Here is a 15,331-nt window from a genome sequence, read left to right on the forward strand (position 1 = left end):
AGATGTTGCGCGAGACAGCGCGTCGACAAGATTTATCAGCGCGGAAGTCGCTCAGGAAGCCGACATCATGAAATCGGCAGAATAGGATTCACTCGGTGCGGCTCTCTCGATCCGCCGCATCGAGCGCTTTCACGCTGACGGCCGCGACGAGGCCAGTCAGGACGATCCCGGAAAATCCGATCACCAGCGCCAGTATCCGCGCCAAGGCATGCTTCGGAGTAAGATCACCGTAGCCGATTGTGAGGCCCGTGACAAAAGTGAAATACACCGTTTCACTGAGTCGCCAGTCCTCCATCCGCCCGATGACCGCGCCGAAGCCAACCATGATGACAAGAATCCCAGAGATGACTGGCCACAATATGCGAATCTGCTGGAATAGCGCAGCGAAGAACAGTCGTCTCATTCGCTTTGATTGCCCCCTGGTGCTTTCCGCCATCTTCCGCCTCCCAGTTCGTGTGGTGCGTCGTCACGCCTCGCTTGCAGGACTGTCGAACCGCGTGTCTGAGGACGACGCACGTCGCCGATGATGACCGATTGTTCAGTGCGGAAACATCAAGTCGGGTTCGCAGGAGGCAAGACAAACAACGTGAATGCAAAAATGGCATAGAGCGCAAGGGCCATGACCCCGGCATACCATGCTCCACGTCCGCCATTGGACAAGAGGGTCGCCGCTATCGTGGCAACGATCATCATCGTGACCGCCCCCCGCCAAAACTGAAGGGTCATCGGTTCTGGACCGACAAAATAGCTGACGAGCACTAGGACTGGCGCGACAAAGAGGGCAATCTGGGCTGCACTGCCGAGCGCGATCCCGACACTGAGATCGAGGCGATTTGCACGGGCCGCCGAAAATGCGGTGGTCATCTCCGCAGCTGCGCCCACCAAGGCTACAACGATGAAACCGACGAAGGCGGGTGTCATTCCGAGGTGCTCCGCCGCGACTTGTACCGAACTGACGAAGATCTCGCTCACCATCGCGACCAATAACGTAACGCCGATCAATAGGATGATGCTGAGCCCGAGCGGCCAAGGTTTTTCGTCTTCATCCGCGTGGCCGACGCTGGCGAAAAGCTCCCGGTGCGTCCTCAATGAAAACAGCATGCCGAGCGCATAGACCACGATGAGAAGAACCGCCAAGCCCAGGCTGAGGTCTTGGGAGACACTGGGCGCCGGCGGCTGATCCACTTCACTGATCAACGACGGAACCAGAATGGCGATTGTTGCAAGGAATAGAAGACAGGCCTGAAACCGTGCATTGACCCGATTGAATTCCTGAATGTGATGTTTCAGACCTCCAAGGAAAAATGCACCTCCGAGCATGAAGAGCGTGTTGGTCACGATCGCTCCTGCCAGCGATGCCTTGACCAAGAGGTGTTGCCCGGCCTGAAGAGCCGCAAGCGAGATCACAAGTTCGGTCAGGTTCCCGAGGGTGGCGTTTAGCAGGCCGCCGACAGCGTCTCCGGTCTTAGCGGCAACGGCTTCGGTTGCACGGCTAAGGAGCGCGGCCAAAGGAACAATCGCCACCACTGAAACGAGGAACAGCAGCGTGTGCGCATCGGGCAGGATTCGTTCCAGAAGAATGACAACAGGCACGAATATAATAAGCGCGAGAGCAGGGGATCGTCTGACTTCGTCCGCAACGACTTCTCCGGCGCTGCGCGATGACGCGGCCGAAGGCTTATCCTCAGAATTGCCCATGCCCTTTTTCTCCGCGGATCGGAGCGACCCCTGGAGAAACCTACCACCGTTTAGGATTGATGTCGCGGCGCTCTTAGCCGGCTGATCGTCCACTTTAGGGTAGGTGACGACAATCAGTCTGGAATCGGTTTCGGCACAAAATCGAACTTCAATCGCGAATTCCTACGTGTCACGGGAATGGCCCGGACCACCTACGCCACACTGGCAGCGAGATGTCTCCGCGCCTGGTCTGCCCGACGGAGGCTTCGATCCGCCAGTCTATCACCTCAGTGCACAATCACAGCACGTAACGTCCTAAATCGTGATCGAAGACGTCCTAAATCACGTTTTAGGACGCACCGCCTTCCAATTTCACGACAAGTTCCAACAAGGGCTACGGCCGTGAGGAACTTCAATGAAAAAGTTGATAAAAGTCGCCGCGATATCTTGGGCCACCGTCTCTCTCATGCTGATGGCTCAGTATTCTGTGGCTGCCAGCGACTTTGTCGGCGTGCGGCAGATAACAGCGGCTTCCAAAGAACGAGGCAGCGATCTGGCCGTGACCGTTTGGTACCCGGCGGACGCCGGAGGCAAACCTGTTACGCTTGGTGAAAATCGGTTTTTCGTGGGAACGGATGCCATGCTCGAAGCTCCGCTCTCACGCGGAAAATATCCGCTGATCTTGCTATCTCATGGCGCTGGTCTGGGAGGAACCCCGCAAGCCATGAGCTGGATTGCAACGCCATTGGCGAAACAGGGGTTTGTCGTGGCAGCTCCTGTTCATTTCGGGAACGGAGGCGCTAACAGGTCAGCAGAAGAAACGATGAAGCTCTGGCTAAGGCCAGCGGATATCAGCGCGACTTTGGATACAATCGAAAAGCAGCCGCTTTTTGAAAATCACTTCAAATTCGGGAGGATTGGCGTACTTGGTCTTTCCATGGGCGGAAACACGGCCTTGTTGCTGGCTGGTGGTCGCATCGATCCTGCCCGTCTGGCCAGCTACTGTGACAACGACGCTCTTAATCCTTCGCTTTGCAAATGGGTAAAGGAAAGCAGCGTCGATCTTCATTCCACGGACATGAAATTGGCTGGTCGTGATAATGAGGACAAGCGGATTGAATTTATTATGGCAATCGATCCTGCGCCGGTGGATGTCTTTCAGGCCGACGCCTTCTCCAAGGTTTCGATCCCCGTCGAGATCGTAAATCTTGGCCAACCTGGAACGATCCCCCTAACTGCGCTCGCTTTGGGGATCGCAATGGCTATTCCGAACGGTAGCTATTCCACGATCAGTGACGCAAGCCACTACAGCTTGCTGGGCGAGTGCAAACCCGATGCGGGCGCGATGGCTGAATCCGAAAACATAGGCGATCCGATCTGCTCCGACGGCAACGGACAATCGCGACTCGAAATCCATCAGGAATTGGTCACTATGGCCATCGAGGCTTTCGACCAGAAGCTTAAATCGCCCCGATAGAAGGCATGATTTTTTAGACGCACTTTGAAAGCGCCAAAAGTGGTCTTCCTCGATCTGCCGATTGCTTATAGGGTCGCCGTGCACAGTCGGAGGTTGCAGTCTTGACGAAGCGGGCAGAGTATACTGTTTTCCAAGGGCGTGCGGGCGATCATAACGATCTGGCCATGCCTGGTGCGAAGGCCATTGGCGAGGAGCTGGAAAGCAGGACGGGGATAGCGCCTACGGTGATCGGCATTCCGGAGCCCGCACTGAATACCGGTTGGCAAGTAGAACTTGTTGCGGCTCTTCCAGCGCTGAAGGCGATTCAATCTAGGTTCAACGATGTATTCGCCAGGGGGGCGGTTTCGATCGCCGCAACCAGCCGGTGTGCCGTGTCTTTGGCGACGCTTCCGGCAGTCGCAAAGCATTTTCCCTCGGCCTGCATAGTGTGGTTCGATGCACATGGCGATCTGAATCCACCCGAGGCGAGCCCGACCGGTTATCTCGGTGGACTGGCGTTGGCAGGGCCTGTTGGCCTTTGGGATTCAGGCCTTGGCGCAGGCTTGAGTTTGGATCAGGTCGTTCTGGTCGGGCAGCGCGACCTCGATCCATTCGAACTTGATCTAATAGCACTGCACGACATCCCACTCGTCAAGCCGAAAGCTGATCTGGTAACGGAACTTCGGACAGCAATAAATGGTCGATCCGTCTATGTGCATCTCGACTGCGATGTCTTGGAGCCAGGCATTGTGCCGACGGACTATAAGCACGCTGGCGGCCTGTCGCTGGATGATCTGGGCGCCTGCTGCGAGCTAATTGCCGAGCATGATTTCATAGGCATCGAAATCGCGGAGTTTCAGAGCGCTTGGGAAACCGACGGTTCTCCTGTGTCTCCAAATGCCCTGCTAGACGCTTTAAAGCCAATTCTAACCCTGCGATAGTCTGCGCCGGTGTCCGAATTAGTCGGCTGCGCGGTCACTCACATTCTCGCTCAAACGGCAGATCGGTAAAATTGCAGCAGAACTCGAAATCGGCCTCTAACCACGCCATCAAACTTATCTGCGCTGATGCCCTGGAAGCCGCATCCAATAGGGGATTCTGAAAGGAAAACCCGCGCCAGATGCACCCGCGTGAATGAAGCGGAGATGCAGGTCATGGCAATTTTGGTCACCGGCGGGGCGGGCTACATCGGCAGCCACATGGTCTGGACATTGCTGGATGCAGGCGAGGACGTCGTTGTCCTGGACAATCTATCGACCGGCTTTCGCTGGGCGGTCGCTCCGCGTGCGCGTTTCTATCTCGGCGATGTCGCCGATACACAGCTTCTGAAGGCGATCTTCATTGAGAACGACATCGAAGCAATTATTCATTTTGCCGGCTCGGCGATCGTGCCCGCATCCGTTGCCGATCCACTTGCCTACTATGACAACAATTCCGGCAAGACGCGGGCGCTGTTGAGCGCTGCGATCAATGCCAGCATTCGCCACTTCGTCTTTTCCTCCACGGCTGCTGTCTACGGGCCACAGAATACGTCCGAGCCGGTGAAGGAAACTGCGCCGCTTAATCCCGAAAACCCCTACGGCCAGTCTAAGCTGATGACGGAATTCATGCTGCGGGACGCGGCGGCGGCCTACGATTTCGACTATGTCGCGCTGCGCTACTTCAACGTCGCCGGCGCCGACCCGCTCGGACGCAGCGGCCAATCGACATCGGGCGCGACGCATCTGATTAAGGTCGCCTGCGAGGCAGCACTTGGCAAACGCAACGGCGTTCACGTTTACGGTATCGATTACCCGACCCATGATGGTACCGGCGTGCGCGACTACATCCATGTGAGCGATCTCACCGTGGCTCACCTGAAGGCCCTGCAGCATTTGCGCCGCGGGAGCGGTTCGCTGGTCGCCAATTGCGGCTACGGAACTGGCTATTCGGTGCTCGACGTTCTTAACATGGTCACCCGTCTGCACGGGCGCTTCTTCAAGGTTCACATGGCGCCGAGACGCCCGGGCGACGCCGCAAGCGTAGTCGCGGATTCAAGGCTTGCCCAACGCGTTCTGGATTGGAAACCGATGCACGATTCATTGGAGACCATCGTTCAAAGCGCCCTCCACTGGGAAGAGTTCCTGCTCAATCGCAGCGCCGACGATCTACAGAGTCTCCACCGCGCGCTCGCTGCAGCGTCGTTCTGAGACCCAAAGCGATCCTCGACCTCCATCGGCGGCCATCGACTATGCCGCCGAGTGCGGTAAGGTGAGGTTTCTCGGCAATGCCGTTCGCTTCGAAGCGAGGTCGCGGATTGCAGTGAAGCGATGTCCATGGCAGCGAGGAGATCAGCATGCGTGACGAGGTTCAGCACACTGAAGTGATTGTCGAACGGCGCGCCTCGGCCGGCATCATCCGCCTCAATCGACCGCGCGCACTGAACAGTCTGACGCTCGAGATGATCCGCGCCTTTGCCGCGGCAATGGATGACTTCGCGGCGGACACCAACATCGCCACAGTGATCGTCTCGGGGGAAGGGGAGCGTGGGTTCTGCGCCGGTGGGGACATCCGTGCGCTACACGAAAGCGGTCGGTCGGGTACGGATCTGGCGATGACCTTCTGGCGCGAAGAGTTTCGTCTGAACCATCGCATCGCCACCTTTTCGAAGCCGTATGTGGCGCTGATGGACGGCATCACCATGGGCGGCGGCGTCGGTCTGTCATCGCACGGTCGCCATCGCGTCGTGACCGAACGAACCAAGCTTGCCATGCCGGAAACCGGGATCGGCTATTTTCCGGATGTAGGGGCGACGTGGCTGCTGCCGCGTGCGCCAGGCGAGGCCGGCACCTGGATGGGGCTGACGGGACTGACCATCGAGGCGGCCGACATAATACATGCCCGACTGGCCGATCACCACATCGCGTCCTTCCGGCAGCCTGATATTGCGGATACCCTGGCGGAACTGCCGCGAAACGCAGGGCCGCGCGATGTCGAGGCGGTCCTAAAGAACCTTTCCAGCGATCCCGGGACGAGCGTTATAAAAAGCAACCGCGACATGATCGAGCGTTGCTTTCACTTCGGCACTGTCGAGGAAATCATCCATGCGCTGCAAATGGAGCCGGGCGAGTTTGCTGCCGAGACGCTGCGGATAATTCAGACGCGCTCCCCGACCAGTCTGAAGCTCGCGCTTCGTCTGCTGCGCCAGGGACGACAAAGCAGGAACCTTGCCGAATGCCTTAACCGCGAACTCGGCGCCTGCCAGCAGATATTGAAGAGCCCTGATTTCTACGAGGGTATCCGCGCCGCCATTATCGACAAGGATCGCAATCCGCACTGGATGCCGGCGACGCTGGAGGCCGTCGATCAGGCGGCCATCGATGCCTTCTTCCGGCCGACGCAGCCCCCGCTCGCGCTCTGAAACGTGCTCTTAGCGCCACATCCCGCGCATGCGTGCACCGACGTCGACGCGCACCTGTCGCGCCTGGTGCGAGGCGCCACCGTCGGCCCTGGTCTGCGGCCAGCCGACCACCTCAAAAAACTGCAGCAACGTTGCCGGAATGAAGCGCGTCCGCGAGGCGTAAACATGCCGGTCTCCCTGCGCGTTCTGGCCGTGCGTGAAGAACCGCTGCGGAACGACGAGGTCGAGATTGTCCTTGGCGCGGGTCATCGCGACGTAGAGGAGGCGCCGCTCTTCCTCGATCTCGGCGCTGGTGCCGACCGCAAGGTCGGACGGGATGCAGCCGTCGACAACGTTTAGCATGAATACGCGCGTCCATTCCTGCCCCTTGGCGGAATGGATCGTCGATAGGATCAGATAATCCTCGTCGAGCAGCGGCACGCCGGCTTGATCGCTGGTGGCATCCGGCGGGTCGAGCGTCAGCTCCGTCAGGAAGCGTTCACGGGAAGGATAGCCGCTGGCGATCTGCTCGAGCTGCAAAAGGTCGGCCTGGCGGGTCGAGGCGTCTTCGTGCAGGCGTTCGAGATGCGGCGAATACCACTCGCGAACGAGCCCGATCTCCGCCGGCCAGCCGGCTTTGCCTACCTTCACCTCCTGCAGCATAGCAACAAAGGCCGTCCAATCCTCGCCGGACCGGGGAGGGGCCGGCAGTTCGGCAAGCGCCTGCATCGGACTGGCATCAGCCGCCATCTCATCGATGACGCGCTGTGCCGTCGAAGGCCCAACGCCCGGAAGCAATTGCATTAATCGGAAGCCGGCGACGCGGTCGCGTGGATTCTGGGCGAAGCGGAGCGCGGCCAGCATGTCCTTGACGTGCGCGCTATCGAGGAATTTCAGGCCGCCGAACTTCACGAACGGAATGTTGCGGCGGGTGAGCTCGATCTCCAGCGCGCCGCTGTGGTGGGATGCGCGAAACAGAACCGACTGCTGCTTGAGCTTTACGCCCTCTTCGCGGTTCTCCAGCACCTTATCCGCGACATAGCGCGCCTGGTCGGCCTCATCGCGTACTGTCACAAGTTTTGGTCGCTGAGCCGATTGGCGCTCCGTCCAAAGGTTCTTGGTGAAGCGCTCGGAGGCAAGATCGATGACGGCGTTCGCCGCGGCAAGGATCGGCTGCGTCGAGCGATAGTTACGATCAAGCGTGATGATATTTGCGGAGGGAGTGAACGCCGCGGGGAAGTCGAGAATGTTGCGCACGGTGGCCGCGCGAAAGGAATAGATCGACTGCGCATCGTCACCGACGACGGTCAGGCCCTGCCCGCCGGGCTTCAACGAAAGCAAGATCGATGCCTGCAACCGGTTCGTATCCTGGTATTCGTCGACAAGGACATGATCGAAGCGGCTTCCGATATCGTCCGCGATGATCGGCTCGCTGACCATTTGCGCCCAATAGAGAAGCAGGTCGTCATAATCGAGAATGTTCTGATTCTGTTTGGCTTCGACATAGGCGCCGAAAAGCTCCCGCAATTGATTTTCCCAGGCCGAGCACCAGGGGAACGCATCGCGCAGAACGAGGCCGAGTTCGCTTTCGGAATTGACGACGCGCGAATAGATCGCAAGGCAGGTGCCCTTGGTCGGGAAGCGGCTCTCCATCTTCGAAAAGCCGAGCTCGTGCCGAATAAGGTTCATCAGATCGGCGCTGTCTTCGCGATCATGGATCGTGAAGGCGGGATCGATGCCAATCTGCTCCGCATAATCGCGCAGGAGCCGGGCCCCGATCCCGTGAAACGTCCCACTCCAGGCGAGCGCATCCGTCATTATGCCGGAATTGTTGCCGAGGACCTGGGTGCAGATGCGTTCGACACGTCGCGCCATCTCGGACGCCGCCCGCCGGGAAAATGTCATCAGCAGAATCCGGCGCGGATCGGCGCCCTTGACGATCAGGTGGGCGACGCGATGGGCAAGCGTGTTCGTCTTTCCAGAGCCGGCCCCGGCGATGACAAGTAGCGGCCCGGCAACATTGGTGCCCTCGGTGAGCGTGCCATATTCGACGGCCGCGCGCTGCTGGGGATTGAGCTTTTCAAGATACATTCAGCCGTCCGGTTGCTTCTGCGGAGAATCGCACCGCGGAAAAATTCGATGTTCCTTGAATGTTCTCGAAAATGCTGGCTGTCAAGCAGCGGCATGTCAGGGGAAATCGGGAACCACGACGCGTCGGGTCAGCTTCAAAGTGCGATCCGGCTGAAGGATATAGGTTTCCTTAACCCTCTGCCCGCTTGAGTCGTAGAAGGAATTGTAGATGGCACTGCCTGGCGGAGATTTGGTCAGTTTCGTGCGCGGCTGCCCGCCATAGGTGATGCTGCCCGGGATCGGCTGCACCTCGGTCGAACTGTCCGAGGTGCAGCCCGATAGCATCACGACCGATAGAATTGTCGTAAGCAGAACCTTCATCGTTACAAACCCTGCACTAAACCGCGGGTATATATGGCCCTCGAGGTCGAGGCGCCAAGCGGGCGTCGGCTGATACTGGCGATATTCTTCCAAGTATAGAGTGGTGCGGCGCAGTTACCCCTCCCGGGATCAGTCGCTAACTGCCTTTGCCGCACGCTTCAATTTCGGACGACATAAGATCACGGCGACACCTGCGGGCAAGCCGCCTTGCATCTACCTGCGCCTTGGTCGAAGCGCCCTCGGCGTAGCCGATGACGTCGATAGCAGCGGAATCGTCATGTCGATCCTCGGACCTGACGTCATTCTCGCGCGATTCATCTGGCGGAAAGCTCTCAGGCCGAGCAGGCTGTTGAACTGGCTGCAGGCTGGATGGGCAAGAGGCATGTTCGCAGCCGGATGCTTGGACGTTAGCCAGGCTAGGCAACTTTAATACTGTGGCCTCATCAGTTTGATCGCACGCATACAGCTTGTAGCTGCGCATATAGAATCCTCTATCTACCGTCATGTAAAATCATACAATTTAGCTTAATCGAAAATACGACGCGTTAACTGTGCGAAAGTAGTAGTGGCGACACTGGAACTAGAAACGCTTTTCATTAGTTAATGCTTTTAAACCAAAACACGGGAGAAGCGCATGCAAAGACTTCTTCGACTGGGAGGGCCGGCGTTGGCGCTGGCAGTAGCGACCTCTGTTACACCGGCGACGGCTTCATTGGAAATTACAAGCGACTATTCCGCACTGCCGCGGGACGAGATCGCACTGAACGAATATTCCGGAACTGCATCGTGCGCCGCACCGACGACGCACTATGTTCCATCCTTCATTCGGGCGTTTGACGGTACCATCATCGGCGTTGGCTACCTCGAGGTGCAAAGCGACGGCCGTTGTTGATCTCCAACCATCTCTTGCTGGGCATTTGATGAATTAAGGCAAGGCGAGATCGCGCTCTCCTGGGCAGGCCCGATCAACTTTTCTGGTTGTGCGTTGTGCGTTGCAGCACATTGCGTTAGCTTCCTGCGAAGCTGAGCCTCAACCAGAAGGATACCCGATGATCATTGAGAGCAAGCGGATCGGATGCCTCGACGGCCTGCGTGGCCTAGCCGCCCTTTGGGTTCTCGTGGGCCATAGCCTGCAACTGACAGGCTGGCACCTTCCGATCCTTTCGTCGCCGGATTTGGGCGTTGACCTCTTCATTATGCTGTCCGGCTTCCTGATGGTTTTTCACTATCAGCTGCGCGAAACCGCTAATCCCTGGGAAAAGCCATCCACCTGGTTCGGCTTCTGGCTAAAGCGCTTCTTCCGCATCGCGCCGCTCTATTATGTGATGCTATGCATCGCGCTGCTCTTAGGGCCGCAGCTCTATGAGAGCCGCATGGTCATTGACACCTTTCTCGAACATGGTCCGCAATTGCCGGAGCGCTATCTGGATGGCAGCCTGCGCAATCTCTTCATTCATGCAAGCTTCCTCTTCGGGCTGCATCCTGCCTATGCGTTCCGCACGCCGCTGCCGGATTGGAGTCTTGGACTAGAGATGCAGTTCTATGCGGTCTTTCCCCTTGCAATGCTTCTTTTGCGGAGAACCAGATGGCTGCCGGGCGCCGCCGTTGTTGCGCTTGCCGCCTTCCTCATCGCCAAGGCCATTCAGGCCGCGCATGTCGATTTTCCTATGCCCTCTTTCCTGCCGCTGAAGATGCACGTCTTCCTATGCGGCATGCTGATCGCCAACGGGTTGTTCGTGTCGCCGCTGCAGACCATCATGAACGGCTTGCTGGCGGTCATGCTGGTTATGATTCCGATCGGCGGGGATATGACCTCGACGAAAGTTGCCATTCGGCTGCTCCTCGTGATCGGCTTCTTCGCGCTGGTACACTATCACCTGTTGCCCGGCCTGGTCGGAAGGCTCGGCGACCGCGTCTCTTCCCTCATGGGAAGTCGCTTGTGCCATTGGCTCGGCGAGCTTTCATTCGGTGTCTACCTGATCCATTTGATCTTGCTGCAGCCGATCGCCGCTTTCGTCATCAGGCATTTTGGGGCTGGGATTTCGACACCCGCCCGCTTTGCGATTGTCGTCGCCGCTCTCCTGCCATCGGCCTACGCGCTGGCGTATCTCGGCTTCACCCGGATCGAGGGGCCGGGCCAAAAGCTCGGGCGCAAAGTTCTTGAAAAAATCCGCCGACGCAGGCTCGAGCCGGCGTGATAGGCGAGTTTTATTGCAAACGAGGCTCGTCTGCTTTCGCAGAGGGTGACGAGCCTCTGACCATCATCATGATGGCTGCCGATGTTTTATTGAGGGACGTGCCTAAATGGCAATGAAGTTCATCATGATCCCAACAGCTGGCACCGCCGAGGGTTAAGCAAAAATAAACTCTCGCCCTGTTCCGGGACAGGTAATCGAGTGCTTCCGCCGGGTGTTCTCGCCGGCTCGCGTTGATCAATTAACTTTCAGCTTCGCTTCTTCCGCCGCTGCGACAAATTCGGCGCGCGCCTCTTCGACTGTCTTTCGACCATCAAGGGCGGCCCTGCATGTGCTTCTTGCCTTAAGGTAACGCAGCCCCCGCGCGCTCGGCCAAAGGTCTGCCAGGCATTTCAGCGCGTCCAGGGGTCCGAGGATTGTGCGCGCGCCGGTATTTTCAAATCCAACATGAATAGGGTCATTCCATTTCTCTACGGCCATCGGCGTACTCCTCCATTGCTTAGGCCAAAACGTGGGAATCGGCTTTTGCGTTCTCCGGAAAGCCTGACCCAGGAGGCATTTTAGCGATATTTTTGACGCCCGCAAACGGGAAAACCGGTGCATTGATTGGTCTCCTCGCTCACCAGTCCGCGTTTCTGATCTCTTTGCGCCCCTACGCGTTATCCTTCCTCGGGGATGAGCAGATGGCGGTCTGCACTTTTAACTGGCTGATTTTGCGACTTTGTGCAACCATAGAAAGCTCAACATCAGTTGCCCCTGTCAGCGTTGGAGATCGGTGATGCAGGACCTCAAGCACGTACTGAATGCGGAATGCCAGAAGTATGTTTCGCTGGTTGTATCCATGCGACATGGCAAGCAGCGATGGCTGGAGGTGGACGAGGCAACGGGGAGCAAAGTAGACGTCACCGCTTCGAAACTCGCGGCATTTGAGGAAACAGTCCGGGCCCTTAGACAGATGATCGAGGATCTCGATGCATCCGACTATCTGTCTTGCCGCCCGACGAAGGACTGGCACTTCGACGCCTGACTTAGCGCAAGGCGGTTCGTCTTTGCGCCAACCGCCGCCGCGTCGCTTGCCGCGACTTAGCGGAAGTTATGGAACAATTCTGGATCGAGCAGGCACTGCTTTCCCTCAGCATCGCGCAGATTTTGTCGTATCACGCTTGTCGCCCGGTCCGCAGAGGGCCGGCGGATAATGGAAACTGCGGCCACCGATGCCGACGTGCACGAATACCTTCTTCCCATGTATGGGCGTTGATCTCAGTAATGGCGTCGACAAAGAATGCGGACGACAGCAAAAAAGCGCGGCCGCAAGGACCACATTTTGCATGAGACGTCCTCCTGGTTGCTGGCAATCAAGCAGCATGCGTGGTGCGATTCGAGCTAAAATCTCAGATTTTTACGCGGCTTCTCCGTAATAGGTAGGCGTTGCCGATATTGTCACCGGCGGCCAATGTCCGACTACCCCGGCTTTCCTTCCACTGGCGGTTTTTCGCAAACAAGTCCGCATGGAGCACAACGACCACATTGGACGGGGCGGATGATCTTACCGGCAGGTAATTCTATTTGTTTGATCTGGCTGGGAAAAACTGGTGCTGCCGAGTGGGATTGAACCACCGACCTCACCCTTACCAAGGGTATGTCGGGGGTTCTGTATCTATATGGCACCCTTCGTTTTTTCTCTCTTGTAAAGCTACCATGCACGGATTTTGCACAGACCTGGCTAGGCGGACTTTGCGGTTGCTGGTGCCTTCCTCTTTGCCCCAATCAGCCGGCGTGACCAATAAGCTGAATCCTCCCACCACCAAATGTCACGCCAGAGCTGAGGCACCGGTAGAGTGTTTACAGCCTCGATCAAGGGAGGTTGCGGCACATTCGTACCGGCCGAGGGCGAGGATGCGCGGCAGGCAAAAGCAGATGTTGCGGCTTGGTCCGCCAACGATGGTGGCTGGATAATCCGTCTTCCGCGAGACTGCGACCTGTTACAGATCGCCCTGCGGCAGAAAGCGGAGGCGCCACGCTTTGGTTGCGTGCTTCGGAGGGACCTTTTGCATTTCACCACGCGAGGAAAGAAGCCCGCGCCATTCCCGTAGCAGTCGGCTGGAGAAGTCTTCAAATCTGCGCCTTTTGACCTTGCGATGGATTATTCGTGCCAAGAATAGTACAGGTCGTGCCGCCATCCATGAGTCGTCCGGCTCAAAAAATGAGATCTGGCAACCTTTGCGAAACCTCTTGTTAACCAAAATTTGTTGACTTATATGGCAACTCTGATTGAATTAGACCATAGTGGCGATCTGATCAAGATCGACGTAGAGCTCGAAGCAGGAGAACAGCCGTGGCGGCGAATTTACGCAACTCCCGACTTCGTTGCGTGGCTGAACGATGAATTGCCGCTTCTCGAAACGACGATTGTTGGCGGCGACTCGGATCCGTTGGAGCAGGTGGACGCGATCTTTCACGAATACGTGGTGGGCGAGCACATGCATCTTGATCGGCGGTTCAAATCGCTGTCTCGAACCCCAGACCTTTTTGTTTGGGAATTCAAGACGCCTGATGTGCGAATTTTCGGATGGGTCCCGGAGCGTGATGTATTCGTATGCTGCTTCGGCGATCATAAGGACGAGATAGAAACCTTTAGCCGATACGGGCTTTATATGGCGAGGACCGCCTTCAGGAGAGATCACCTCAATCTTGATCCTCCGAAGGCTATTGAGGGTAAGGATTACGACGATGTCTTATCGGATGCCAATTGACGCAAAGGGTAGAAGTGCCGGCCGCTTCGTTCGCCGCGTCCAGAAGGAACTGCAGGGCGCTTTGGTTCGATCGGGATTGAAGCAGCAGCAGGTTGCGGAGCGACTTGGCGTCGATAGATCGATCGTGAATCGCCGTGTGACTGGACAGGCAAATCTAACTCTCAGATCAATAGCCGATCTGGCCTGGGCGATGGATCAAGAGATTGTCTTTGCGCTCAAGCCGAAAAAGGTCGACGTTTCGGCAAATGAGCATCCTATAGTGCAAGAACCCTTGCCGGTGGCAATCATCTCGTCGTCTGCTCCAGGGGCAACGCCTGGTCTCGGCAAAAGCCACATGGTCGTTATTGGTGGCGACGCGGTCGCGGGACCGAATACTCAGTCATCGGCGCCGTCGCGGAATTTGGTAAGTTCGAAAGTGGTGCGTCAGCATGAAAGTGCATAATCTTACGGTCTGTGATCAGGTTCGGCAGGAGGTAAACGGTAAGTTCATTCTCATCGGCGTTTATACAAATGGGATTGTCCTGACGCAGATGCCGGGACAATTTGTGCTGGGTGTCTGGTTACTCCTCGAGAGCGATCGGTTGGGGCACATCAATTTTAAATTTCGAGCGAGAATGGCGGGTCAGGACGAGGACCTAATGTTTATTGAAGGGCAAGTTGAAGTTGTGGAATTAGAAAATTGGACGCCAATGGGGTTCGGATCACCTGTTCTGATTGGCCAATCCGGTGATTTGACCCTTGAAGCGATGTTCGGAGAAGAAAGGGAGTGGACCGTCCTGCGCACGCTTCGAGTGACTAAGGGGCAGGTATCCGTCCAAACCTGATTCACTGACAGAATTTCTGTTGTCTGATGTCAAGGCCTCGACCCCCATCGTCGGGGCCTTTTTGTGTTTGCCGTCGGACCGATTGCGGACCGTTCCATTGGACAGAAACGGAATAGGCGCGAACGAACTGCATGCACCCGTCCCGGGTTTGCGGGATTTTTCGGAAGTCGTTCGGGACGTGGGGCGCTAATAGCGCTCGCTGCGACCATTGACTTCCTCATCGAGCTCAACGGCACCCAATCCAACTGCTGCTCGATAAAGGTTCAGAGCCTCCTCCTCAGTGTAGAGGATTCTGCAGAGGCGACCTGTATCATCCACCATAGTGACCGAGACGTATTCACCTTCTCGAGACGCGCATGACGACGCGGAGTGAGGATCTGACTTAAAATCTGTAGTCCAGCCGCGATCGCGTTGCGGTCCTTTATGCTGAATAATCATGATGCCTCCAGTTGTTTGTCTGCCGTCTGATTGCTCTTCGCCAAATTTCTGTGCAAGCTCGTCCTGAAAAAATTTCGGCGAGGGGTTGATGGTTAAAGCTGTAAGAGTGGCGGTAGGCGCTGCAGCTGGGGTGCTATTCGTCACCTTTTTATATCTGG

The 15,331-nt window shown here is 57.1% G+C and carries 16 protein-coding genes; 10 read left to right on the forward strand and 6 right to left on the reverse strand.

Features of this window, described 5'->3' with window-relative positions; genetic code table 11:
• Positions 1 to 88: 88 nt before the first annotated feature.
• On the reverse strand, positions 89 to 436 hold the full coding sequence (locus BN77_RS07030; RefSeq protein ID WP_244426165.1) for a potassium channel family protein: 348 nt from the start codon (positions 434 to 436) through the stop codon (positions 89 to 91).
• Positions 437 to 552: 116 nt separating this feature from the next.
• On the reverse strand, positions 553 to 1,698 hold the full coding sequence (gene cax, locus BN77_RS07035; RefSeq protein WP_007529937.1) for a calcium/proton exchanger: 1,146 nt from the start codon (positions 1,696 to 1,698) through the stop codon (positions 553 to 555).
• Between the two features lie 394 nt (positions 1,699 to 2,092).
• On the opposite strand from cax, the gene BN77_RS07040 reads away from it, so the two are divergent.
• The 4 genes from BN77_RS07040 to BN77_RS07055 all read left to right on the forward strand — a co-directional run bounded on the left by BN77_RS07040 (position 2,093) and on the right by BN77_RS07055 (position 6,533).
• Entirely contained in the window at positions 2,093 to 3,154 is a 1,062-nt protein-coding gene (locus BN77_RS07040) for an alpha/beta hydrolase family protein (RefSeq protein ID WP_007529940.1), read from the forward strand.
• A 101-nt stretch (positions 3,155 to 3,255) separates the two neighbouring features.
• On the forward strand, positions 3,256 to 4,074 hold the full coding sequence (locus tag BN77_RS07045) for an arginase family protein (protein WP_007529948.1): 819 nt from the start codon (positions 3,256 to 3,258) through the stop codon (positions 4,072 to 4,074).
• A 213-nt stretch (positions 4,075 to 4,287) separates the two neighbouring features.
• On the forward strand, positions 4,288 to 5,322 hold the full coding sequence (gene galE / locus BN77_RS07050) for a UDP-glucose 4-epimerase GalE (RefSeq protein WP_040677619.1): 1,035 nt from the start codon (positions 4,288 to 4,290) through the stop codon (positions 5,320 to 5,322).
• 146 nt (positions 5,323 to 5,468) lie between these two features.
• Positions 5,469 to 6,533, forward strand: coding sequence for an enoyl-CoA hydratase/isomerase family protein (locus tag BN77_RS07055; RefSeq protein WP_007529951.1), 1,065 nt, complete (start codon positions 5,469 to 5,471; stop codon positions 6,531 to 6,533).
• Between the two features lie 9 nt (positions 6,534 to 6,542).
• On the opposite strand, the gene BN77_RS07060 is transcribed toward BN77_RS07055, so the two are convergent.
• Both BN77_RS07060 and BN77_RS07065 read right to left on the reverse strand, forming a co-directional pair.
• On the reverse strand, positions 6,543 to 8,603 hold the full coding sequence (locus BN77_RS07060; RefSeq protein ID WP_007529952.1) for an ATP-dependent helicase: 2,061 nt from the start codon (positions 8,601 to 8,603) through the stop codon (positions 6,543 to 6,545).
• A gap of 96 nt (positions 8,604 to 8,699) precedes the next feature.
• On the reverse strand, positions 8,700 to 8,963 hold the full coding sequence (locus BN77_RS07065; RefSeq protein WP_007529953.1) for a hypothetical protein: 264 nt from the start codon (positions 8,961 to 8,963) through the stop codon (positions 8,700 to 8,702).
• 634 nt (positions 8,964 to 9,597) lie between these two features.
• Between BN77_RS07065 and BN77_RS07075 the strand changes: the two genes are divergently transcribed.
• Together BN77_RS07075 and BN77_RS07080 are read left to right on the forward strand one after the other, a co-directional pair.
• Positions 9,598 to 9,855: a hypothetical protein gene (locus BN77_RS07075; protein WP_007529955.1), complete on the forward strand. Its 258-nt coding sequence runs from the start codon at positions 9,598 to 9,600 to the stop codon at positions 9,853 to 9,855.
• A 157-nt stretch (positions 9,856 to 10,012) separates the two neighbouring features.
• Positions 10,013 to 11,161 (forward strand): acyltransferase family protein, encoded by a 1,149-nt coding sequence (locus BN77_RS07080; RefSeq protein WP_007529957.1) that lies wholly within the window; start codon positions 10,013 to 10,015, stop codon positions 11,159 to 11,161.
• A gap of 234 nt (positions 11,162 to 11,395) precedes the next feature.
• On the opposite strand, the gene BN77_RS07085 is transcribed toward BN77_RS07080, so the two are convergent.
• Positions 11,396 to 11,638 (reverse strand): DUF982 domain-containing protein, encoded by a 243-nt coding sequence (locus tag BN77_RS07085; RefSeq protein WP_040677621.1) that lies wholly within the window; start codon positions 11,636 to 11,638, stop codon positions 11,396 to 11,398.
• 298 nt (positions 11,639 to 11,936) lie between these two features.
• On the opposite strand from BN77_RS07085, the gene BN77_RS07090 reads away from it, so the two are divergent.
• The 4 genes from BN77_RS07090 (at position 11,937) to BN77_RS07110 (ending at position 14,735) form a co-directional block, all read left to right on the forward strand.
• Positions 11,937 to 12,185, forward strand: a complete 249-nt coding sequence (locus tag BN77_RS07090; RefSeq protein WP_007529965.1) for a hypothetical protein — start codon at positions 11,937 to 11,939, stop codon at positions 12,183 to 12,185.
• A gap of 1,231 nt (positions 12,186 to 13,416) precedes the next feature.
• Entirely contained in the window at positions 13,417 to 13,911 is a 495-nt protein-coding gene (locus BN77_RS07100; protein ID WP_051177100.1) for a hypothetical protein, read from the forward strand.
• Positions 13,901 to 14,353, forward strand: coding sequence for a helix-turn-helix domain-containing protein (locus BN77_RS35805; RefSeq protein ID WP_051177102.1), 453 nt, complete (start codon positions 13,901 to 13,903; stop codon positions 14,351 to 14,353). The genes BN77_RS07100 and BN77_RS35805 overlap by 11 nt, the downstream gene beginning before the upstream one ends.
• Entirely contained in the window at positions 14,340 to 14,735 is a 396-nt protein-coding gene (locus tag BN77_RS07110; protein ID WP_007529973.1) for a DUF6941 family protein, read from the forward strand. The genes BN77_RS35805 and BN77_RS07110 overlap by 14 nt, the downstream gene beginning before the upstream one ends.
• A 186-nt stretch (positions 14,736 to 14,921) precedes the next feature.
• Here the strand turns inward: BN77_RS07110 and BN77_RS33410 are convergent.
• On the reverse strand, positions 14,922 to 15,331 hold a 410-nt coding region (locus BN77_RS33410), incomplete at its 5' end, for a hypothetical protein (RefSeq protein ID WP_208856430.1).

The organism is Rhizobium mesoamericanum STM3625, assembly GCF_000312665.1.
Taxonomy (GTDB): domain Bacteria; phylum Pseudomonadota; class Alphaproteobacteria; order Rhizobiales; family Rhizobiaceae; genus Rhizobium; species Rhizobium mesoamericanum.